The organism is Klebsiella sp. 141251 (assembly GCF_050600725.1).
GTDB classification, from domain to species: domain Bacteria; phylum Pseudomonadota; class Gammaproteobacteria; order Enterobacterales; family Enterobacteriaceae; genus Klebsiella; species Klebsiella aerogenes.
The window spans coordinates 149,060-170,571 of the sequence record NZ_JAQIRG010000011.1 but is presented as its reverse complement, the minus strand read 5'-3'; the positions used below and the strand labels follow the sequence as shown (position 1 = coordinate 170,571).

Annotated in this window: 20 protein-coding genes; 2 read left to right on the top strand and 18 right to left on the bottom strand. The window is 53.7% G+C overall.

Annotation, left to right across the window (positions count from 1 at the left end; genetic code table 11):
- Positions 1–50: 50 nt before the first annotated feature.
- The 3 genes from PGR09_RS21895 to PGR09_RS21885 all read right to left on the bottom strand — a co-directional run bounded on the left by PGR09_RS21895 (position 51) and on the right by PGR09_RS21885 (position 3,939).
- Positions 51–1,313, bottom strand: coding sequence for an SLC13 family permease (locus PGR09_RS21895; RefSeq protein WP_348876903.1), 1,263 nt, complete (start codon positions 1,311–1,313; stop codon positions 51–53).
- Positions 1,314–1,404: 91 nt separating this feature from the next.
- Positions 1,405–2,838: an anion permease gene (locus PGR09_RS21890; protein ID WP_430916511.1), complete on the bottom strand. Its 1,434-nt coding sequence runs from the start codon at positions 2,836–2,838 to the stop codon at positions 1,405–1,407.
- Positions 2,839–2,883: 45 nt separating this feature from the next.
- Positions 2,884–3,939, bottom strand: a complete 1,056-nt coding sequence (locus PGR09_RS21885) for a 4-oxalomesaconate tautomerase (protein ID WP_045395792.1) — start codon at positions 3,937–3,939, stop codon at positions 2,884–2,886.
- Between the two features lie 270 nt (positions 3,940–4,209).
- Between PGR09_RS21885 and PGR09_RS21880 the strand changes: the two genes are divergently transcribed.
- Complete coding sequence (locus PGR09_RS21880) at positions 4,210–5,139, top strand: LysR family transcriptional regulator (protein ID WP_045395794.1); 930 nt, start codon at positions 4,210–4,212, stop codon at positions 5,137–5,139.
- Between the two features lie 9 nt (positions 5,140–5,148).
- Here the strand turns inward: PGR09_RS21880 and rihC are convergent, their stop codons facing one another.
- The 6 genes from rihC to ribF form a co-directional block, all read right to left on the bottom strand.
- Positions 5,149–6,063: a ribonucleoside hydrolase RihC gene (rihC, locus tag PGR09_RS21875; protein WP_047043966.1), complete on the bottom strand. Its 915-nt coding sequence runs from the start codon at positions 6,061–6,063 to the stop codon at positions 5,149–5,151.
- 67 nt (positions 6,064–6,130) lie between these two features.
- Positions 6,131–7,081, bottom strand: a complete 951-nt coding sequence (gene ispH / locus PGR09_RS21870; RefSeq protein ID WP_047043964.1) for a 4-hydroxy-3-methylbut-2-enyl diphosphate reductase — start codon at positions 7,079–7,081, stop codon at positions 6,131–6,133.
- 1 nt (position 7,082) lies between these two features.
- Complete coding sequence (gene fkpB / locus PGR09_RS21865) at positions 7,083–7,532, bottom strand: FKBP-type peptidyl-prolyl cis-trans isomerase (RefSeq protein ID WP_047043962.1); 450 nt, start codon at positions 7,530–7,532, stop codon at positions 7,083–7,085.
- Between the two features lie 123 nt (positions 7,533–7,655).
- Positions 7,656–8,153 carry a signal peptidase II gene (gene lspA, locus PGR09_RS21860; protein ID WP_045395800.1) on the bottom strand — a complete coding sequence of 166 codons (498 nt, stop codon included), beginning with the start codon at positions 8,151–8,153 and terminating at the stop codon, positions 7,656–7,658.
- On the bottom strand, positions 8,153–10,969 hold the full coding sequence (ileS, locus tag PGR09_RS21855; protein WP_047043960.1) for an isoleucine--tRNA ligase: 2,817 nt from the start codon (positions 10,967–10,969) through the stop codon (positions 8,153–8,155). The genes lspA and ileS overlap by 1 nt, the downstream gene beginning before the upstream one ends.
- Before the next feature lie 45 nt (positions 10,970–11,014).
- Positions 11,015–11,953, bottom strand: coding sequence for a bifunctional riboflavin kinase/FAD synthetase (ribF, locus tag PGR09_RS21850; RefSeq protein WP_045378895.1), 939 nt, complete (start codon positions 11,951–11,953; stop codon positions 11,015–11,017).
- A 330-nt stretch (positions 11,954–12,283) separates the two neighbouring features.
- On the opposite strand from ribF, the gene rpsT reads away from it, so the two are divergent.
- The gene (gene rpsT, locus PGR09_RS21845) at positions 12,284–12,547 is read left to right on the top strand and encodes a 30S ribosomal protein S20 (protein ID WP_001518655.1); all 264 of its coding nucleotides are present in this window, start codon (positions 12,284–12,286) and stop codon (positions 12,545–12,547) included.
- Positions 12,548–12,644: 97 nt separating this feature from the next.
- Here rpsT and nhaR read toward each other — a convergent pair whose 3' ends face one another.
- The 9 genes from nhaR to PGR09_RS21800 all read right to left on the bottom strand — a co-directional run bounded on the left by nhaR (position 12,645) and on the right by PGR09_RS21800 (position 21,508).
- On the bottom strand, positions 12,645–13,544 hold the full coding sequence (gene nhaR / locus PGR09_RS21840; RefSeq protein WP_045395806.1) for a transcriptional activator NhaR: 900 nt from the start codon (positions 13,542–13,544) through the stop codon (positions 12,645–12,647).
- A 50-nt stretch (positions 13,545–13,594) separates the two neighbouring features.
- A complete protein-coding gene (gene nhaA / locus PGR09_RS21835) occupies positions 13,595–14,770 on the bottom strand; it encodes a Na+/H+ antiporter NhaA (RefSeq protein WP_045395807.1) in 1,176 nt (391 codons plus the stop codon).
- A gap of 121 nt (positions 14,771–14,891) precedes the next feature.
- Positions 14,892–15,182 carry a hypothetical protein gene (locus tag PGR09_RS21830; RefSeq protein ID WP_045395811.1) on the bottom strand — a complete coding sequence of 97 codons (291 nt, stop codon included), beginning with the start codon at positions 15,180–15,182 and terminating at the stop codon, positions 14,892–14,894.
- A 60-nt stretch (positions 15,183–15,242) separates the two neighbouring features.
- On the bottom strand, positions 15,243–16,082 hold the full coding sequence (locus tag PGR09_RS21825; protein ID WP_047065105.1) for a DsbA family protein: 840 nt from the start codon (positions 16,080–16,082) through the stop codon (positions 15,243–15,245).
- 58 nt (positions 16,083–16,140) lie between these two features.
- Positions 16,141–16,839 carry a pili/flagellar-assembly chaperone gene (locus PGR09_RS21820; RefSeq protein ID WP_430916510.1) on the bottom strand — a complete coding sequence of 233 codons (699 nt, stop codon included), beginning with the start codon at positions 16,837–16,839 and terminating at the stop codon, positions 16,141–16,143.
- The gene (locus PGR09_RS21815; RefSeq protein WP_047065107.1) at positions 16,832–17,350 is read right to left on the bottom strand and encodes a fimbrial protein BcfF; all 519 of its coding nucleotides are present in this window, start codon (positions 17,348–17,350) and stop codon (positions 16,832–16,834) included. The genes PGR09_RS21820 and PGR09_RS21815 overlap by 8 nt, the downstream gene beginning before the upstream one ends.
- Before the next feature lie 10 nt (positions 17,351–17,360).
- Positions 17,361–17,897, bottom strand: coding sequence for a fimbrial protein BcfE (locus PGR09_RS21810; protein ID WP_047043949.1), 537 nt, complete (start codon positions 17,895–17,897; stop codon positions 17,361–17,363).
- Positions 17,897–18,904 (bottom strand): fimbrial protein BcfD, encoded by a 1,008-nt coding sequence (locus PGR09_RS21805; protein WP_430916509.1) that lies wholly within the window; start codon positions 18,902–18,904, stop codon positions 17,897–17,899. Before PGR09_RS21805 ends, PGR09_RS21810 begins: the two co-directional genes overlap by 1 nt.
- Entirely contained in the window at positions 18,905–21,508 is a 2,604-nt protein-coding gene (locus PGR09_RS21800) for a fimbrial biogenesis usher protein (protein WP_430916514.1), read from the bottom strand.
- Positions 21,509–21,512: the final 4 nt, after the last annotated feature.

Here is a 21,512-nt window from a genome sequence, read left to right as displayed (position 1 = left end):
TATGTCCTTCAGATAGATTAAATAATTAGGCGATGCTTTTATCCGTATTATTACGAATAGAAAGGAAAAAATATCGGCAGTAAAATAAAGCTCACCACCACAGATATAATAATCAGCGGTAATCCGACCCTGACATAATCCATAAACCGATATCCTCCGGCGGAAAAAATCATCATATTCGCCGGCGTCCCCACCGGGGTCGCATAAGCACATGAACAACCAATGACAATAGCCATTAGCACCGCTCGCGGATCGGCCCCCATGGAATTCGCAATAGACAGACCAATAGGAATCAGCAAGGCCGCTGTTGCGGTATTCGACATGAAGTTCGTTAATACACAGGATATGATTAACACAGCACTTAACAGTAAGAACGGTGAAGCCTGTTGACCCAGCAGATCGATAATAGAACGGGCCATGATTTCACCCGCGCCAGTGGTTTCGAGTGCTTTCGCTAAAGCTAAAGTACCGCCAAACAGAAAAATCGTCTGTGAGTCAATTGACTGGTAGGCCTGTTTTTCAGTAATCACTCGCGTAATAACCAAAAATAAGGCGCCAATTGAACCAATAATTGCAATTGGCAAACCAATGACGCTCTCAAAAATCATGCCCAGTACAGTAAATACCAACACTAAAACCGCAATAACTTGCTTGTATTTAGGACAGTCAACTTTCCTGCTCTTTTCTGCTTTTCCCTCGGCACGCACAGATTGTGCCGGTAACAATTTATAACCTATTGTCAAAAAGTAGATGATCCCGCAAAGCAGCATAGGGATACCCAGTTTGGCATACTCGAAAAAACCGAAGCGTTGCCCGACTTGTTCCAGCGCCGACTGGGCGATCAAATTACCCGGCGAGCCAATAAGCGATAAGTTTCCACCCAGCGCCGACGCAAACGCTAATGGCATCAACAAACGAGATTGCGCATAGCCAGACTTCACCGCGGCGCCGATAACTACGGGGATCAGTACCGCGGCCGTTCCCGTGTTAGACAGAAAGCCGGAGAGTATTCCGCAAACCAACATGATAATAACGATGAGTTGCTTCTCCGACCGAGCGTAACGGGTAACTATTCCTCCAATTTTATCTGTGACGCCAGTTTCGAATAAGGCGCCGCCAACCACAAACATGGCGACAAATAAAATGACATTCTGGTTAATAAACCCCGAGAAGGCCGTTTTCACATCAAACACGCCGGTTACGACCAGGACAATGCATACGATCATCGCGGTCGCCGCCAGCGGGATTTTCTCCCAAATAAACATCACAATTGAAAATAACAATAGTGACAATGTAATTGTTACTGGAGACATAAAAATGCGACACTCCATTTAGCGTTTTTAAAATATATCCTTGTTCCATGAACGCAGATTATAAAAAAGATTAAAATCAATATTTAATTTATTAGATTACCTTCCAGTACATTAATAACTCCCACCACCATACCCCGATGGTGATATGCAGGATGGACGTCAGCAGAGCCAATATACCGCCGACAATCCACCAGGACTTAATATCATTATAACCAACGCCAAATATCACCGGGCCAGCGGCGCCGCCATAATGGGTGACCATACCGCCATACGAATTACTAAACAGTAGGGCTAATGCGGTTAACATCACTGGCGCACCGGAAACATTCGCTAACATCGCAAACACCGGTACCATTGCCACAATATACGCGCTGCCTGAAGCGAAGAAATAACGCACCAGAATGCTTAATGCTACAATAACCACGAAAGCCAGAGTGCTATGACTGCCAAACGAAATATTGTCCTTCAACAATTCAGCTAACCACAAGAAAAAGCCCACTTTGGACAACAGCGAACTCAAACCAATAATCCCACCGTACCAAATCAGGGTATTCCAACCCCCTTTATTTTTTATAACATCATCCCAGGTGACGATTTTTAACACCAGCATCAACGCCATGACGCAAATAGCTACCGTTGATTCGTTAACGCCAAGCGACTTGCTAAATACCCAACCGGCTAATGCCATGACAAACAGGCAGGAGAGCATTTTTTCACGTAAGGTCATCGGCCCTAAAGACTCAAGACCTTCTTTGGCAATTGCCTTATTATCCACTTTCTTTAACTCTGGTGGATATAACTTATAGGTAATGAGCGGTGTTAATAACAGCATAATAATGCCTGGTAATATTCCGGCTAATGCCCATCCGCCCCAGCTCAATTTGATATAACAAATATCTTCAATCATTTTGAGCGCCAGTATATTCCCGGCCATTGCGGTAAAGAACATATAACTGGTCGTTTTGGTAACCATATAGACGTTAATCATCAAATAATGGCCAACGCGTTTTGCCGTATGCTCCGGTTCCGAGCCTAACGCAACGGCCACGCTATTGATGATAGGTAAGACGATACCGCCGGCGCGAGCCGTATTCGACGGTGTCGCGGGGGAAAGGATGAGATCAAGAAAGGCGGTAACATAGCCTAAGCCAAGCGTGGTACTCCCTATCTTGCCAATAAGAATATAAGCAATCCGCTTACCTAAACCAGTAATAACAAAGGCAGCACTTAAGGTAAACGCTGAGAAAACCAGCCAGGTAGTTCCCGATGCATAGCCACTTAATACACTCGATGATTTTATTACGCCATCACCTAAATTACCAATAACGACCATTGATGTGGCGACAGCGACTAACAATATTACCGGTTCAGAAAACGGCTTAATAACCAAACCAACAATCGCCGCCAGATAAATCCCTGATAGCACCCAAGCCAGTTTGGTCAATCCCGCTGGAGCCGGAAATAGACTAATAAGCAATGGGATGGCGACAAGCACTAATAGCTTGCATACTGTTTTTTTATCCATTTCGATCCCTTACCTGAATAAAATTATAGAAGAACACTGATTAAGTTATTCAGGGAGATAAACCATGCCAGAAAGAATCTTACGTGCGGTACGAATAACCGACGCGCGAATATTTTCAGGATTTCCATTCGCGTTACTTAGGTTCACCTCAATGCTGCCGCTAGGGTGTTCAACGCTAATTAATCCTTCACCAGACATTCGCGTAAGCTCGTTAACCACGGTGTCGGCGATAACACAAGAACTCGCCAGACCGATAGCGCCCGTAATCGCCAGAGACTTATGGCAGCTGTGGGGCATGAAATAACGCACGCTCATTGTTCCGCCGTGTTGCGGTGGAGCAACCAGTACCGGTTTAGGTATAACCATGTTGGATACATCGCCAAACCCCATTGCCGCGCCAGCTTGTTGACGTATAGATTCAAGACGCTGGAAAAATGCACTGTCCTTGTCTAATTCAGCAGCAGATTCATATCCGGTTTTACCGAGACTGTGTGCAGGGATAATCACCATCGGCATCGCCATATCAATACACGTGACGCGAATATCATCAAAAATATCGACCCGGTTACCGGTGGGGAAAAGTTGGCCCGACTTCGCCCCGGCGGCGTTTAGAAATGTCAGAGCAACGGGAGCCGCCTGCCCGGGAACGCCATCAATATGGGTATTCCCTTCATAAACGACCTGGCCGTTCGGTGTTTGAATGTCAGCATCGACAAAGGTATTGGTATTTACGTTTCTGATACGCACCCGCGTTACCGGTGAACTCGCCGCGATGAGACCTTTTTCGATAGCAAATCCACCTACCGCGCACAGCATATTACCGCAATTAGGCGTGGTATCGACCCGCCGTTCATTGACAATGACCTGCACAAATAAATAGTCAATGTCTGCTTGTGGGCTGGACGATTGACTGACAATAGCCACTTTACTGGTTTGCGGGCTACCACCGCCAATACCATCAATTTCCAGTTCATGGCCTGAACCCATGATGGTTAATAACGCCTCATCACGTTTTTGAATATCTTCAGGTAGATCATCCGCTAAAAGGAAAGCCCCTTTTGACGTTCCTCCACGCATGAGAACACACGGAATTTGTTTCATAACACGCTCCTTACAAATATAGAAGAAAAAGAATAAATAAACGGGGCGTGAATTTAATGAACTTAATGTATTTAAAGTTTTTTATTTACTTTATTATTCATTAATCGCACAACCGTTCACCATCTGATTCTACTTGCAAGGCGGATAGTGATTGATAAAATATGAAAATAAGACTTATACCTACAAAACATTAATAATAACTATCGGCACGGTAATAATTAACAAGGCCATTCTACATATTAATAATTCATCTCAGATTACGGAGTAACAATGAACAATGAACTATCCGGTATGAAAGCCTTTGTCACTGTTGCCGAACTGGGTTCATTTAGCAAAGCCGCTGAAGTACTTAACCTGACGCAACCCGCCCTAACCCGAAAAATACAGAAAATAGAAAGTAATCTTAATACCCCGCTTTTCGAACGAACCACCCGAAAAATCATGCTCACCCAGGCAGGACAAATGCTCCTTCCTAAAGCGAAATCACTGATTGCCAGCCTAGATGCCGCCATTTTCAACATCAGCAATCTGACTTCGAATGTGCATGATACGGTAACGCTTTCTTGTATCCCGACGGCGGTATTTTATTTTTTACCACGTGCTATCGTTCAATTTAATCAGCGCTATCCCCACATCAAAGTTCGAATTTATGAACAAGGTATAGAAAATTGCATGACTTCGGTGAGAAAAGGCGAAGTCGATTTTGGAATAAATATGAACTTCATCACACATCCCGATATCGAATTTAGCCCGCTGGTCAACGAACCCTTCGTGCTGGCTTGCCGGCAGGATCATCCGCTCGCCAGTAAAAAATTAGTGGAATGGCGCGAGCTCGTCTCGCAGAGATTAATTGGCGTCAGACGCTCAAGCGGTAATCGGCAACTTATTGAAAGTTGCCTGCAGGATAAACCGTGGAGGTTAGATTGGTTTTACGAAGTCAGACATTTATCCACCTCTCTTGGTCTGGTCGAGGCGGGGCTTGGCATATCGGCTCTGCCCTGCCTGGCCATGCCGCATCACGCTAACAGCGCTGTCGTCAGCGTGCCGCTGGTTGAACCGGTCATCAGGCGCACGCTTGGCATGATTCGCGTTAAAAACCGTCCTCTTTCCGCGGCGGCTGAACGCTTCGCTTCATTATTGCTACTCATGTGGACGGATGAAGCGAGCGAGTTATGGTGTAATGTGGTCGATTCACACTAGCTTTACCTGTCACGGCGCGAGAGCGAAAACCTCCGCCGCCCAACGTTGAAAACCAGTGATATCCAAATCCAGCGCCACTTGGGCGTTGGCCGGTTGTCCCAAACGCCCTTCGATATCCACCACGGTGGTGCCGGCCGTCCAGGTCCCCTGCGTCTCCACCGCTACAAAGCAGGGTTTGAGCATAAATAGATCCGGGCGAACCAACCACGCGATAGCGCAGAGATCGTGCATTCTCAGGCCGCTGCTCATACTGCCGCTGCGATAGTGGCTAAACAGCGCATGAAGCATTTTACCGGTTTGATTGAGCGTCGGCAGGGTTGCCAGATAGTCCGCACTCAGCAGCGCCTTATTGGTGACATCCAGTCCGCACATCACAATGTCCAACCCACTCTGGAAGACTTTCGCGGCGGCTTCCGGATCGATGGCGATATTAAACTCGGCGTTAGGGGTAAAGTTGCCGCGACCGGCCGAGCCGCCCATCAGCACCAGTCGACGAATATTAAACAGGCACTCAGGATACTGCGTAATCAGCAGAGCAATATTGGTTAGCGGGCCGATGGCCACCAGTGTCACGGGTTCCGGCGCGTGCATCAGCGCATCGCGAATTGCCTGAAAAGCCGGTTTAGCCAGCGGCTGGCGGTTATGCTCGACGAAATCATAGCCCTCCATGCCGGATTCGCCGTGCACCGAGGCGGCATCGCGCAGCGGACGCACCAGCGGCATCGATGCCCCTTGCGCCAGTGGTACATCAGCATTCCAGAAATGCAGCAACTGCAGCGCATTGCGGGTCGTCTTCTCCACCGAGACATTACCCGCGACCGTCGTCATGAGTTGCAAATCCAGCTGCGGTGAGAAGAGCGCGGCGGCGATCGCCGCCGCGTCGTCAATACCCGGATCGGTGTCGAGAATAATCGGTAAGCGCATGGTTTTCTCCCAAAAAAAATGCCAGACGTTAAGTCTGGCATCTTCTCATACTGATGGATGAAAGAACTTACTCTACTTCACGGACATCCACACGCAGCTCTTTCGGCACTTCAAAAACGATATTCTCTTCACGGCCTTCCAGCGGCACCGCTTCACCGCCGCCCAGCTCCTGCAGGCGGGCAATCACGTTCTGCACCAGGATATCCGGGGCCGACGCGCCCGCCGTTACTCCAACGCAGGCAGCGGATTTCACCCACTGTTCCTGAATATCGGTGGCATCGTCGATAAGATAAGCCGCTTTCCCCATCCGCTGCGCCAGTTCGGCCAGACGGTTAGAGTTAGAGGAGTTTTTCGAACCGACCACCAGCACCACGTCAGCCTGTTCCGCCAGCGCGCGTACGGCTTCCTGACGGTTAGTCGTGGCGTAGCAAATATCGTCTTTACGCGGGCCGACGATTTTCGGGAAGCGCTCGCGCAGCGCGTCGATAACGTCAGAAGTATCGTCGACGGAGAGCGTGGTCTGAGTCATAAACGACAGTCGGGCATCGTTTTTCACTTCCAGCTTCAGCACATCTTCCGGCGACTCAACCAGGTACATGCCCCCTTCCGGGTTATTGTACTGACCCATGGTGCCTTCAACTTCCGGATGCCCGGCGTGGCCGATCAGGATCGACTCTTCGCCGCGGCGGCTGGCGCGGGCGACTTCCATATGGACTTTGGTCACCAGCGGACAGGTGGCGTCGAAAACCGTCAGGTCACGACTCTTCGCTTCATTGCGTACCGCCTGTGAAACGCCGTGAGCAGAGAAAATCAGGATCGCGCCGTCCGGCACTTCGCTAATCTGTTCGATAAAAATCGCTCCACGCTGACGCAGGCTATCGACGACGTAGCGGTTATGGACGACTTCGTGACGAACGTAGATTGGCGCGCCGTACAGCGTCAGCGCGTTTTCGACAATGCTGATAGCGCGGTCAACGCCGGCGCAAAAACCGCGCGGGTTAGCCAACAGGATCTGCATCTTACCCCTCCAGCGCCGGATCGACTTCCAGCACTTCAATATCAAAATGAACGGTGCGCCCGGCCAGCGGATGGTTGAAATCAACGGTAATAGAGTCGCCGTTCACTTCGCGGATCACGCCGGGCATTTCGCTGCCATCCATTGCGGTAAAGAGCATAATTGCGCCAATTTCCGGCTCGCCGGCGTCGATAAACTCGCGGCGAGAGAAATATTGGATCAGGTCCGGAGTCGGTACGCCGAATGCGGCGTCAGGTTCCAGCGAGAAAGTGGTTTTATCGCCGGCTTTCAACCCCAGCAGATGCTGTTCCAGCCCTTCGGAAAGCGAGGCGTCGCCGAGACGAAACAGCGCCGGTTTACCGTTGCCGCGCGTGGACTCGGCGGTGGAGCCATCATCCAGTTTTAGCGTGAAGTGCACCAGCACCGCGCTGTTGCTCTGTACAGAGTTAGACATGCAGGTTTGCTCTTTTACATTACCGCCACTTGTTGCCCGGTGGCGCTGCGCTTACCGGGCAATAAGGGCCGATGTATACTGTAGGCCGGATAAGACGCTTTAGCGTCGCCATCCGGCAATTTTTTATGCTGTTTTTTTATCACTGGAAGGCAAGAAACCTTCCAGCACAATCAGCGCCGCGCCGATGCAGATGGCGCTATCGGCAAGGTTGAAGGTGGCGAAATGCCAGTCGCCGACGTAAAAGTCGATCATATCGACCACAAAGCCGTGCCACAGGCGGTCGAACAAATTCCCTAACGCGCCGCCAATGATCAGCGCGTAGGCAATGTTGTTCAGCTTTTGCGTCGCCTTCGAACGGTACATCAGCACCGTCAACACCACACAGATGCCGACCGCAATCCCGGCGAAGAACCAGCGCTGCCAGCCGCCGCTATCGGCGAGGAAGCTAAAAGCCGCGCCGTAGTTGCGCGCATAATGCAGATTAAGCGATGGAAACAGCGATACCGTCTCCCCCAGAGCGAAGTTCTGGAGGATCAGGAATTTGCTGCCGAGATCGATAATCAGCACGGCTACGACGACCCACAGCCAGCGTAGCCCCGTTGAACAGATCGATTTACTCATCAGGCGAATTTACGTTGCTCGCCGTCACCGGCGACGTTACTGACACAGCGACCGCAGATTTCCGCGTGTTCCGCCACCTTGCCGACGTCGCTGGTGTAATGCCAGCAGCGTGGGCATTTCTCGCCTTCGGCTTTGCTCAGGACCACTTTCAGCCCTTTCAGCAGATCGCTCTGCCAGGCATCAGCCGGCGCCTGTGCATAATCGGCAACGTTAGCGCCGGAGGTCAACAGGACAAATCGCAATTCTTCGCCCAGCGCGTTGAGCTTGGCCGCCAGTTCGGCATCGGCATACAGCGTAACCGCCGCTTCCAGAGAACCGCCAACTTTCTTGTCCGCACGCGCCTGCTCAATCACCTTGTTGACTTCGCCGCGCACTTTCAGCAGTTCATCCCAGAAACCGTCGTTCATCGCTTCGTCGTCGGCCAGGCCGAACAGGCCTTCATACCACTCGCCGGTAAAGACGTATTTTTCACGCTCGCCCGGCAGGTAGCCCCAGATTTCGTCCGCGGTGAAGGACATGATCGGCGCCATCCAGCGCACCAACGCTTCCACAATGTGGAACAGCGCGGTCTGGCAGCTGCGGCGCGCCACGCTGTCCGCTTTCGCGGTGTACTGGCGGTCCTTGATAATATCGAGGTAGAACGAACCCATCTCGATGGAGCAGAAGCGCATCAGGCGCTGCACCACTTCGTGGAAATCGTAGGATTCGTAGGCTTTGAGGATATCTTCCTGAGCCGCCTGCGCGCAGCCGACCGCCCAGCGATCCAGAACGACCATCTCTTCCGGTTTGACCATGTCTTTTGCCGGATCGAAACCGTTAAGGTTCGCCAGCAGGAAGCGCGCGGTGTTACGGATACGACGATAGCTGTCCGCGGCGCGTTTGAGGATCTCATCGGAGACCGCCATTTCGCCGGTGTAGTCGGTGGAAGCCACCCACAGACGCAGAATATCGGCGCCCAGTTTGTTCATCACGTCCTGCGGGCTAACGGTGTTACCGATAGACTTGGACATTTTGCGGCCCTGACCGTCGACGGTGAAGCCGTGGGTCAGTACCTGACGATATGGCGCTTTGCCTTTCATCGCCGTGGAGATCATCAGCGAAGACATGAACCAGCCGCGATGCTGATCGGAGCCTTCCAGATACATGTCCGCGGCGTGACCGGCGAATTCCGGACGCACATCAACCACCGAAGAGTGGGTAGACCCGGAGTCAAACCACACGTCGAGGGTATCCGGCACTTTTTCGTAGCTGTCGGCGTCATCGCCCAGGATGTCGCGGGAATCGAGATCCCACCATGCCTGGATGCCGTCAACTTCAACGCGTTTCGCCACTTCTTCCATCAGTTCGAGGGTACGCGGATGCAGTTCGTGAGTTTCTTTATGCACGAACAGCGACATCGGCACGCCCCAGGTACGCTGACGGGAGATACACCAGTCAGGACGGTTGGCTACCATCGATTCGATACGCGCCTGGCCCCAGTCCGGGATCCACTGCACGCCTTTGATCTCTTTCAGAGACTGCGCGCGCAGGCCTTTCTGATCCATGCTGACGAACCACTGCGGGGTGGCGCGGAAGATGATCGGCGATTTGTGGCGCCAGCAGCACGGATAGCTGTGCTGCATTTTTTCCACGTGCAGCAGCGCGCCGCTGTCACGCAGCATCTCAACGATGATGTCGTTGGCTTTGAAGACGTTGATACCGTCCAGAGACGGGTAAGTACCTGGCAGGTAAGAACCGTCCGGGCCAACCGGGTTGGCGATTTCCAGACCATATTTCTGGCTGATAGTGTAGTCGTCCGGACCGTGGCCGCCGGCGGTATGCACCGCACCGGTACCCGCGTCCAACGTCACGTGGTCGCCAAGGATAGCCGGCACGTCAAAATCGAGGAACGGATGCTTGAAGCGCATCAGTTCAAGTTCGGAACCTTGTACCGCCGCCAGGATGGTGTAATCCGCCACGCCAATGCGCTGCATCACGCTTTCAACCAGGTCTTTCGCCAGGATCAGCGCCTGACCGTCAACCTGCACCAGCGCATAGTCGAACTCAGGCGACAGAGAAATGGCGCGGTTAGCCGGCAGGGTCCACGGCGTTGTGGTCCAGATAACCAGCGAAACCGGGCCAGTGACGTCGGCTACGCCGAATTTGGCCAGTACCGCGGCTTTATCTACCGCGTGGAACGCCACATCGATAGACGGAGACGTTTTGTCATAATACTCCACTTCCGCTTCCGCCAGCGCGGAACGGCAGTCAACGCACCAGTGCACCGGCTTAGCGCCTTTATGCAGGTGACCGTTGCCGATGATTTTACCCAGCGCGCGGATGATATTGGCTTCAGTTTTGAAGTCCATGGTCAGGTACGGACGCGACCAGTCGCCCAGTACGCCCAGGCGGATAAAGTCTTTACGCTGGCCGTCGATCTGCTCGGCGGCATATTCACGGCACTTGGCGCGGAATTCTGCGGCGGTGAATTTCTCGCCCGGCTTACCGTATTGCTGCTCGACTTTCAGTTCGATCGGCAGACCGTGGCAGTCCCAACCCGGAACGTACGGCGAGTCAAAACCCGTCAGTCCTTTGGACTTAACGATAATGTCTTTCAGAATCTTGTTAACCGAGTGACCAATATGAATGCTGCCATTCGCATAAGGAGGGCCATCATGCAGAATGAAGGTTTTTTTGCCTTTTTTCGCCGCACGGATGATGCCGTACAGGTCATCATCGGTCCAACGCGCCAGCATTCCCGGTTCGCGTTTGGCGAGATCGCCACGCATCGGGAACCCTGTTTCCGGCAAATTCAGGGTGGATTTATAGTCACTCATCAGATTCTCGGTTCCGTTATTTCGGTTTGATAAATACCAGTAGGATTATCCCTGCCTGGTGAGCCCAAAGTACTCGCGGGCCGTTAACTCATCTCGTGCGATTTGCGCTTTTAGCTCATCCAGCGACGCAAAACGCTGCTCGTTACGTATTTTTTTACGCAGTATTACATCTATATGGCGACCGTAGAGGTCCATTACAACGTCCAGAAGGTGAACTTCCAGCTGCTGTCGCACGCCGGAGACCGTTGGACGAGTGCCAATGTTGGCGACGCCGGGTAATGGCTTATCGCCGAGCCCTGCCACTTCTACCGCAAAGACCCCTTTAACCGGGGAAACCTGACGACGCAGCGGTAAGTTCGCCGTCGGGAAACCTATGGTGCGCCCCAGCTCATCGCCGTGGACGACGCGACCAGAGATGGTAAACGGATGCCCCAGCAGGTTTTCCGCCTGCGCGAGGTCATCGTCGGCCAGCGCCTGACGCACCGCGGTGCTGCTAATACGTACGCCGCCTTCACAGAAGGTCTGAGTGCTGGTGACGTCAAAACCGTACTCCGCCCCGGCCTTCTGTAATAACAAGAAATCCCCCTGACGACCAGCGCCAAAGCGGAAATCATCCCCCACGGCAAGGAACTGCACGCCAAGCTGGCGCACCAGCAGTTCGCTGATAAAATCTTGCGCCGTCAGCGCGGCGAAACGCCGGTCGAAACGGACACACAGCACGTAGTCGACGCCGCTTTCCGCCAGGTAGCCCAGCTTTTCACGCAGCCGCGTGATCCGCGCCGGCGCTTTATCGGCGGCAAACAGCTCCAGCGGCTGCGGCTCAAAAATCATCACCACAACCGGCAGACCGAGCTGGCGGCCCTCTGCGCGCAGGCGCTGCAGCAGCGCCTGATGCCCGCGATGCACGCCGTCGAAATTTCCAATGGTCAGCACGCACCCGTGCGGGGCCTGACTGAGATTATGTATGCCGCGTATCAGCTTCATGTCTGGCTCAAAACAGTGAAAATCGTCCGAGTATACCTTGTACAACAGGCGACGTTAACCAGCGATTGCACCTCGATTACGAAAGATCCTGCTAATTCATTCACTCAGCGTAAGAATGCAGGAAAAACTATACGCGGCCGTCGATTTTTATGGTGGAAAGACTGTATTCGACTACAACAAGCTGGTAGAATCTTGCGCCATCACTACGTAATGAAGCCTCGTTATCTTAAACGGCGCTTATTTGCACAAATCCATTGACAAAAGAAGGCTAAACGGGCATATTCCTCGGCCTTTGAATTGTCCATATAGAACACATTTGGGAGTTGGACCTTGGCTAATATCAAATCAGCTAAGAAGCGCGCCGTTCAGTCTGAAAAGGCTCGCAAGCACAACGCAAGCCGTCGCTCTATGATGCGTACTTTCATCAAGAAAGTATACGCAGCTATCGAAGCTGGCGACAAAGCTGCTGCACTGAAAGCATTTAACGAAATGCAACCAATCGTGGACCGTCAGGCTGCTAAAGGTCTGATCCACAAAAACAAAGCTGCGCGTCATAAAGCAAACCTGACTGCACAGATCAACAAACTGGCTTAATCGCCCGCTTGCTGAACTTTGTTAAAGAAACCCGCGAAAGCGGGTTTTTTTATGTCTGTTGTTCATCAGGGCCGACCTCTGCCGGCCATAGTCGCTCTTAACTTTGCGGCTGCGCAAACAGCGATGAATAATCGCGATTGCAGATACGCTGTACCGCAGGATGCTGAATCATTCGTTCAGCAAAAATAGCGTGATACTCCTCCATCACGTTCTCCATGCGCCCGATTTCCACAATCGACTCATCGGCATAAAAATCGTGAGCATAGAGGGTTGGCGCCACAAAAATCGCGTTGTGCGCCGCGCCGAAGGCTTTCATGAGCGCCGCATCGTCGAACTCGCCGAGAATTTCCACCTGTAGCCCCTGCGAATTAAACCAGTTCAGCAGCTTGCGCCCGAGCATTGAACGACGGCCGGGAATAAGCAGGCGACGCTCCTCAAGACAGGCGGGAAACGCTTTTTCCGGCGGTGGATTCATACACCAGAAGCTGACCCCGCACTCACCGATTTTCACCGAGAACAGCCCTTCCTGCTGAGTAGAGTCAATTGGGCAATCGGAGATAATCATATCCAGCTTATGCTGGCTCAGTTGCTCCAGCAGCATCTCGTGGGTGGATTCAAAACAGCGCAGATGAATTTGCTCATCTTCCACTACTGCCGCATCCAGCACGCCGCTCACTAACCGCTTGGAAAGCGCATCGGCGACGCCGACATCAAATAGCAGGTTCGACTCTTTGCGGTAATTGACGATATCGAGCATCTCCTGGCTCAGCGTAAACATGCGATCCGCGTAGCGAAATACCAGCTCACCCAATTCGCTCGGTTCCAGACCTCGCCCTTTGCGTTTAAAGAGCTTTCCCTGCAGTCGCTCTTCCAGCGCTTTTATTTGCCCGGTGATCGTCTGCGGCGTCAAATAGAGCGCCTCGGCGGCGCCGACGACCGAGCCTTCACGGTAGACGTGCCAAAAGTAGTACAAATGGTTGTAATTGATATGCGACATGCATCCCTCCCTGATATGTCCGGGAGAGCCCACAGGCCCTCCCGATGAAGTTACACGCTGTGAGTAAGATCCGTTTCGCGCTTACGCAGAATCATGTAGCCGATGACGGCAGACAGGATAGACCCTATCAGAATGCCCAGCTTAGCCCAGTTGATCAATCCGGGATCCACGCTGCTAAAAGCGAGCGTGGCGATGAAAATCGACATGGTGAAGCCGATTCCGCACAGTACGCCGACCGCCATAATCTGCGGGAAGCGGGTTCCTGGCGGCAGCGAGGCCCACTTAAACTTCAGCGCCAGCCAGCAGAACAGGCTGATGCCAAGCGGCTTACCGACAAACAGCCCGGCGATAATCCCCAGCGGCAGCAGTGAGGTCAGCCCCGCGAATGTGACGCCCTGCAGCGAAACCCCGGCATTGGCAAAAGCAAACAGCGGCAGGATAAGAAACGCGACCCACGGATGCAGCACATGTTCAAGCTGCTTCGCTGGCGATTTGCCATTCTGCTCCTTCAACGGAATCATAAAACCGACGATAACCCCCGCCAGGGTCGCATGTACGCCGGATTTCAGTACCGCCGTCCACAGCACCGCGCCTACCAGTATATAGATACCGGTGCGCCGCACGCCGCTCAGATTAAGCGCCGCCAGCACCACAATCGCGCCTGCGGCGACGGCTAGCGATAGCACCGATAGATCGTTGGTATAAAACAGCGCAATAATAACGATCGCCCCAAGGTCATCGATGATAGCCAGCGCCATCAGGAAAATTTTCAGCGCCGTTGGTACACGGTTGCCTAATAGCGCCAAAACGCCAAGCGCGAAGGCGATATCTGTCGCCGCCGGGATCGCCCACCCTTCCCGCGCAACGGGATCCTGGGCATTGAAGGCTAAGTAGATAAGCGCAGGCACCACCATGCCGCCAATCGCGGCAACCACCGGGAACACCGCCTGACGGCGGCTGGCAAGCGCCCCCTGGATCATCTCACGCTTAACCTCCAGACCAATTAACAGGAAAAACACCGCCATAAGCGCATCGTTGATCCACAACAGCATGTTTTTGTTAATTTCCAGCGCACCGACGCGCAGCTGTACCGGCGTTTCCAAAAAAGCATGATACAGACCGCTGGTGACGCCGCTATTGGCCATCATCATCGCCAGCGCGGCGGCGCAGATTAAGATAATGCCCCCGGAAGCATCGCTACTGAAAAATCGTTGCAGATGTTTCACTTTTACTCTCACCTTGTTGGTCAATAACTCGATAAAAGTATGATACAACCGCTAACACATCGAAAAAATCAGATTTAAGTTGCCATTACACTCATTTTTTCCGAGCTATAAGCGCCTCTCGTTAATCATAGACCACCCGTAGCAGGGTGAGCTGCTTGTCGGTATCGAGATAGCTTTTTTCCACCGTCGCGTAAGCTGAGGCCAGCGAAGTCGTGATATTTTCCACAATCACGTGGCGTTCGATGCGATCGGCGCGCTGGCAAAAAATCTCGCTACTTTCCGTTTCGTTCCAGCAGCTTTCAGTAACTACGTTGCCAAAAAATTGGATATTACCGACAGTGTGCGCCCGCACGCCGCCGATCGTGAACAGTGAAATGGCCGCCAGCCCTAACCAGCGTTTCTTGAATTGCATACGCGAAATCCTCGGTCGGAGGAAGCAGATAACCGGGAACCGCGCCCCGGTCGCTGAGACTTAGCCTTTAGCTTTCTGAATCGCCATTTGCAACGCATCCTGCGACGTACTGCCCGGCACTACCGAGATACGACCGGCGTCCGGAGCGGCAGCCTGCGGCATGACCACAAAAGCCGGAGTACCGGAAAAGTTCATATGTTGAGCCAGCGCCTGATTGCTCAGCAGCGCGTCATGCACCGCCCCGCTCTGCTCGGCGGTTTTTACCGCCGTCATTTGCGGCTGGGTGAGATAATGCGACGCCAGCGCGTAAACATCCTGCTCGGTTAACTGCCCCTCCACTTTGCCGGTAGCGTACAGCGCATTATGCCAGGCCAAATATTTCGTGCCGCCATCCTTCAACCACACTTGTTCACCGACCCTCGCCGCCAGACCTGACACCGGCCAGCGGGATGAAAAAATCGGGAACTCTTTAAAGATAAAACGCGTGTCAGGATTGGATTTCACGAGCTCCTCCACCACGGGCGACATCTTGCTGCACCAGGAACACTGGTAATCAAAAAACATCACCACCGCTGCTTTGGCATCCGCCGGGCCAACGGAGGGAGAGCTATCGCTCAGCAGCTCAGAGCGGTACTGAAGCGCCAGTTGCGCATAAGCCTGCTTCTGGGCGACCTGCTGGCGCTGATGTAGCGTTTCGCTGGCGGCAATCAGGAATTCCGGATGATCCGCCAGATACGTCGCCACCGCTTCGCCGACTTTATCAGGATGGCTGGCGATATAGGCTTCCGCGGCCGGTCCAATATCGCTGGCAGCTGGAGTGGTATTCGCCGCCAGTACGGAAAAAGAGATGACGCCGCCAAGCGCCATGCACACCGCCGATTTACAGGAAAGTTTGCGCATTATTGAGTTCTCATTATTAAGTTCAGGGGATGCCCACAGGGGCCGAGTAAAATCGTCATCACCGTTGCGCCGTTACCGTAACCGGCGGCATTACTCCTCCGGCATCGTTGAGACTTTGCCAGCGCACGACGCAGCGCGTCGCCTGTCGACACCACGACGTGCGGCGGGTAGAAAAGGGCGCGACCACCCCCGCGGCGTCTATAGGCGCACCGTTGACGCGGGTTGAAAAGAGGGTGACGTAGTAGGGCCCGGCATTGCGTACCGTCAGACCATCCGCCGTTAAGCTCCAGGCTAATTGGCGATAAGCCTGCTGCGGATCGCCGGTTAGCCCTACGGGCCGATAAATCAGCTTTAACGCCGAGCGAAAGGCCATCTGCACGCTATTGACGCCGGTTTTTCCCGATGGAATAGCGGCAATACTCAGGGTGAACAAAGTTTCACGATCCTGCGCCAGCGCCTCGCCGCTCCACGCGACACGCAGCGTGTTCTCCTGCCCTGCGCGCAATAAGAAGAGCGGCGGCGTGACCACGAATGGCGGTTTACGGGGTGACAAATTATCAGCGCCTGGCCAGCGTCCACCGCTCAGCACGTGGCTGTCCACCAGCCAGTCGCTCTCAGAGGTATTGCGTAGCGGAACGCTCAGCGTCGTCCGCTCAGCGTGATAAATAAAACGCGTGCCGCCAATCACCACGCCCGCATGACTTATTCCAAAGGGCAACAGCCAGAGCCAAAACCAGCAGAAAAGTCGTCTATTCATAACTCAGCACAAAAGTCGCGGAAGCATCGGCTACACCCGGCGCCACCGGGGCGCCATCAGCCACATAGCGGGCATAAAACTGTAAACGTTGGGACGCTGCGCCCGCGCTTAGCGCCTGCACATCGCTTTGCGCCCCCGGCGCGATCTGTTGTTTGTTCTTGTCGTATAACGCAATCCCGATACCAGAGGCCGCGTTCGCTCCACTATCCAATGCGAAAAGGTCACCGCTTTGCGAGTCGCTGACGCCGTTAAAGCTCAGCGTTACGCCGCTGGCGGTGCTACCGCAATTTTGCAGCGTGATTGAAAATGGCTGCCATTCCGCGCCGGCCCCGGTTTGATAAAACTGGCGGTTGCTGACGGTTCCCATATCGACCTGAATGTTTTCGGAATCCGGCGACAGCGTGCAGGTGTTGTCGGTAATCGTTCCCGTCACATAAACCCTCCCGTCATGCGCCAGCGCGCCGCTTACCGCCAGAAGAAGCCCATAGCAGAAGCACAGTTGTTTGATCATTGCCGCGCGCCTATTCATATTGCAGATCGAAATACATCACCGCCGTCGCATTGCCGGAGGTCACGGTTGGTCGGGTAGATTTGTAGCGGATATAAAACGATAAGGTGTTGCGGCCCGTTTTCAGCGGATAGACTACCGAGCTGGTGTTATTGATGCTGACGGCATCCTGGTCCTCATCAAGGATCTCCACGCCAACGCCGCCAGCCAGCATTTTTTCGCTACCCATCCCGGTGTCACTCAGCGCCAGTAGCGCCGGGTTGTCGCTGTCGGCAGTGCCGGTAAACCAGATTTTGCTGCCGGTAATGCCCCGCGAGCAGTTTTTTAGATTGATGTTGAACGGCTTGAACTTCGTCGTCGTACCGGTAGAGGGGAAATCCTCCACCGAGAACTGACCTAAATCGATACTCTGGCTGAGGCTGGAAATTTCGACATCGCAGGTTTGCGCGACAATCGTGCCGGTAAATTCCAGGTTGTAACCGCTATCGTCGGCGTAGCAGCCGTTACCGCACAGCAGGATAAGTAAGATGAAGTACTGAAACAGGCGCATTAATCGAAATCCACCCGTAAGTTAGCCAACGCGGTAAAAGCGCCTTCCGCCGGCGTCTGGCCGGTGGTGCTGACCGGATACGCTTGCAGGGAAAGGGTCGCCTGTCCGTTTTCATCGGTAGTAAAAGGCTCGACGCTGCTGGCGTCATTGGGTGTTAATACCGTGCCATCGCTGCTTTCGACCACCACGCCAACATCAGGATTATCGGTGGCGATAGCCTGGCTTAAGTGGCTATCGGCGGTGGCTATCAACCGCAGACTCAGGCTAACCTGTGAATCCACCCCACTGCACTTCACCGGCACGGTGAATCTTTTATTACGGACACCGGTTGGTTTTTCTCCGACGCGATTGAAACCACCGCTGTACAGCGAGCCAAAATCAACGAGGATGGTTTGTCCGGCGTTAATCTCGCAGCTTTGCGGCACGGTCACGCTGCCGCTGTAGACAATGCTGTATACCACGGTACTCAGCGGATCATCCCCGGTGGTGGTGACATAAACGTTAAACATGGTCTTCGGTTCGATATTTACCGTGCCAATAAATGGCTTAACCACCTTAAGCTGAAATACCAGGTTTGAATCATGTACCGGGAATGGTGAGCCATTGTTAACGTTGGCGTCATAGCCCATATAGACATAATCAATCGGCGGATAAAATTCCCCTGCCGCCGAGTCTTCGATGCGCATCGCCCCTTCAAGATAGGTACCGTCCAGCTGCAAATATTTCCAACTGCCGTTGGTTTCCACTACCGGCGCGGACGCCACGTACGAACGAAACGTCCGCCCGGAATCTGAAGAACCCGCAGGGCAAATCGCCTGCACGTTTACATCCTGGTTTTTACTCAGCTGAGTGGTCGAACCGGCCTGATTTTGCGCTGCCGTCAGCGTCGTCGTCAGGTCATAATCGACCGTCGCAGGCGAGCCATTGGTATTCTGGCAAACGGCTGCCAGACTACCGCGGGCCAGCAGCAGCCCCATTAACAGAACAAGAAAAGAGACAGGCTTCATTTAGCGACATTCCAGATGCTGACGCGCCAGCGGTTGGCTCACGTCGGGGAGATGATAATGAGTGAGGCATTGTTGGTCGGGCTGCGGCCCCCACTGCGCTTTCAGCGTGCCCTGCGGGCTTAGGCCGGAAAGATACACTTCACCGTCGTCGCCAACGATGCCTTCTTCAGGCGCGCCAGCAATAGTGACCGTGGCGCCGAACGGTAGCGGTTTTCCTTCATGTTTTAGCGTCAACAGCGCGCGCTCGCCGACTCGAGCGGTAAAGTTCGCCAGCACCAGCGCCCCTTGGGTGGGAACGACATTGATCACCGCATCATCGATATCGACATCGTCTTTTAGCGAATTAACGTCCAGCGCCATGCGGTTCTGGCGATAGGTCGTGGCATACGGCACCACCGCATAGCCGCGACCATCGGTGTGGATCCCCGGCTGATCTTCGATATTAACGTTGCCAGCCCCCGGCACGGCGATAAGAACATTGGTATCGCCCAACGGCTGGCTGAGGGTAAGAACATGAGCATGCGCGACCATGCCGCCGCTGAGGCCATAGTTCAGTTGTCGATAATCGCCATGATTGCTGTTGTTGTAGCCGACATTCAGGTTACCCTTCGCGCCATCGTATTCCAGGCTGGCGGAACCGCTCTCGCCAACGCCCTGATTCTGGTAACCCTGCAGCACGCTGTAGCTCAGATTGTTTTGATCCAACAACGTGCCGCTGATACCGCTATTTTGCGTTACGCCGCCGTGTCCATCGCTACTGGTGGAAAACGTCGCATAAATGTTATGACGACGCTGGGTGATATCGTCGCCGTGGGTAAGCCACTGGCTGAGCGGTAGCGAGATATTAAGCGCCAGAGCCTGGTCGCGTTCCTCCTCGCCGGGCGCGCGGCTGCTGCTATATGACAGGCTCCACGAGACCCCGGCCAGCGTGTCGCTGTAGCCAATTTGCAGTAATTTATTGCTTTCATCGGTGTGCCAATAACTCTGTTGGCTGCCGGTGATGTACAGCGAGCCAAAATGCCCGAACTGCTGAGAGATATTGACCTGCACCTTGCCGCGTTTGGTGTAGTAGAGGTTGTATTCATCGCCGGCATCGCGCTCGCCGTCGTCGTCCTGCTGGCCGTTATAGCCTGACATTCGCTTCCACGCAGTATCATCGAGCGTATAAAAACCAGAGGTCGAGTAGCGATAGCCCAACAGTTGAAAATGGGTGCCCAGGTCGTTCAATGATTTGGCATATAAAAAGCGCAGCGATTGTCCCTGATGTTCGCTCTCATCCGCCAGAGTGCTGTAAGCCTGGGTAAGATCGACGGAAATCGCTCCCCAGTCGCCGAAGTTAGCCCCTGTACCCAGCGCCAGCGCGCGGTAATCGGAGGCAAACTGCGTTCCGCCGTACAGCGTAAAGCCGTGCGGCAACCCCCACATCAGGGTCGCCTGGCCGAAACTCACATCCCGCTTCTGGCTGCTATCGCCGCGATAGGTCGCCGCAGTGGCGGCGTATTTCACCCGCCCCTCGCGTTGCAAAACCGGTACGGCGGCATAAGGGACGCTATAACTGGAAATGCTGCCATCGGACTCCTTGAGCTCGACGTTGAGATCGCCGCTGGAGGAGGTCGGATAGAGATCGTCAATAGTGAAGGCGCCAGGCGGTACATAGCGCTGGTCGATGGTGTAGCCATTCTGGCGAATCGTCACCTGGGCATTGCTTTTCGCGATGCCGTGGATAGTCGGCGCGAAGCCTTTCATGCTGTCCGGCAGCATATTGTCATCAGACGCCAGCTGTAGCCCGCGAAACGGCAGGCTATCGAAAACGCCTGCAGGGGTATAGCTGTCGCCTGCCGTCAGTTCGCCTTTTAACTTCGCTACATCACGTTCAATGTAGGTGCTGATGTGCTGCAAGTCGCTTTTATTCTGCTGATTACCGCTGTTGTAGTTCCATGTCGAGTAATCACGTAAACGCCAGGCGCCAAGATTTAAGCCGCTGTTAAGCCCCAGGAAGTAGCTGTCGCTATTGGTGCCGCCAGCGCTACGGTCCCGGCTATTCGCGCCGGTAAACGTATAGTTGAGCAGCAATGCATTGATACCTTCATCCCAGTTTTGCGGCGGAATATAGCCCCGCGCCCGGGTGTTCAGCGCCGCCTGCGGAATGCTGATATTCAGCCGCTGCTGATTAAAGTCAAAAGCGCTGGAGGCGGCAGGGATCGCCGCCGCGAGATCGACGCAGTCCCCCACGCTTGCCTTCGCCAACGGTGGAAACGCGCTGATATTCACGTTCATGCCGTTGAGCATTTCGGGCGTCAGGCAGGCGCGTAGACCTGAGCCATCGGTAGCTTGCGGGTTCGCGCGAAAAGCGATATCGCGCGTCGTCAGCAATGCGCCATTAAGGTAGACATCGACCCGATAAACTCCCGGCGCCTGACCGTTACCCTCAAAATGCGACAGGTCAGCGATTTTCGACGGGTCGTCAGATAAAAAGGCAGGGTTAAAATAGTTTTCCGCCCAGCCGCGCGGCAGCGTACATACGCTTGCCGAGATTAGAGCCAGGCTGATAAGCGCAGGTAGTCTACCCACCGTCAACTGGCGAGCGGCGACATCGAGTTTCAACACA

Bases quoted from the DNA above. Each gene is read 5' to 3' on its own strand.
- rihC (WP_047043966.1), bottom strand. From the start codon at position 6,063: ATGCGCTTACCGATTATTCTCGACACCGATCCGGGTATTGACGACGCG.
- PGR09_RS21810 (WP_047043949.1), bottom strand. From the start codon at position 17,897: ATGCGCCTGTTTCAGTACTTCATCTTACTTATCCTGCTGTGCGGTAAC.
- PGR09_RS21820 (WP_430916510.1), bottom strand. From the start codon at position 16,839: ATGAATAGACGACTTTTCTGCTGGTTTTGGCTCTGGCTGTTGCCCTTT.
- PGR09_RS21830 (WP_045395811.1), bottom strand. From the start codon at position 15,182: ATGCAATTCAAGAAACGCTGGTTAGGGCTGGCGGCCATTTCACTGTTC.
- PGR09_RS21815 (WP_047065107.1), bottom strand. From the start codon at position 17,350: ATGATCAAACAACTGTGCTTCTGCTATGGGCTTCTTCTGGCGGTAAGC.
- lspA (WP_045395800.1), bottom strand. From the start codon at position 8,153: ATGAGTAAATCGATCTGTTCAACGGGGCTACGCTGGCTGTGGGTCGTC.
- PGR09_RS21895 (WP_348876903.1), bottom strand. From the start codon at position 1,313: ATGTCTCCAGTAACAATTACATTGTCACTATTGTTATTTTCAATTGTG.
- ispH (WP_047043964.1), bottom strand. From the start codon at position 7,081: ATGCAGATCCTGTTGGCTAACCCGCGCGGTTTTTGCGCCGGCGTTGAC.
- nhaR (WP_045395806.1), bottom strand. From the start codon at position 13,544: ATGTCGCATATCAATTACAACCATTTGTACTACTTTTGGCACGTCTAC.
- PGR09_RS21885 (WP_045395792.1), bottom strand. From the start codon at position 3,939: ATGAAACAAATTCCGTGTGTTCTCATGCGTGGAGGAACGTCAAAAGGG.
- fkpB (WP_047043962.1), bottom strand. From the start codon at position 7,532: ATGTCTAACTCTGTACAGAGCAACAGCGCGGTGCTGGTGCACTTCACG.
- ileS (WP_047043960.1), bottom strand. From the start codon at position 10,969: ATGAGTGACTATAAATCCACCCTGAATTTGCCGGAAACAGGGTTCCCG.
- PGR09_RS21805 (WP_430916509.1), bottom strand. From the start codon at position 18,904: ATGAAGCCTGTCTCTTTTCTTGTTCTGTTAATGGGGCTGCTGCTGGCC.
- PGR09_RS21825 (WP_047065105.1), bottom strand. From the start codon at position 16,082: ATGCGCAAACTTTCCTGTAAATCGGCGGTGTGCATGGCGCTTGGCGGC.
- PGR09_RS21890 (WP_430916511.1), bottom strand. From the start codon at position 2,838: ATGGATAAAAAAACAGTATGCAAGCTATTAGTGCTTGTCGCCATCCCA.
- ribF (WP_045378895.1), bottom strand. From the start codon at position 11,953: ATGAAGCTGATACGCGGCATACATAATCTCAGTCAGGCCCCGCACGGG.
- PGR09_RS21880 (WP_045395794.1), top strand. From the start codon at position 4,210: ATGAACAATGAACTATCCGGTATGAAAGCCTTTGTCACTGTTGCCGAA.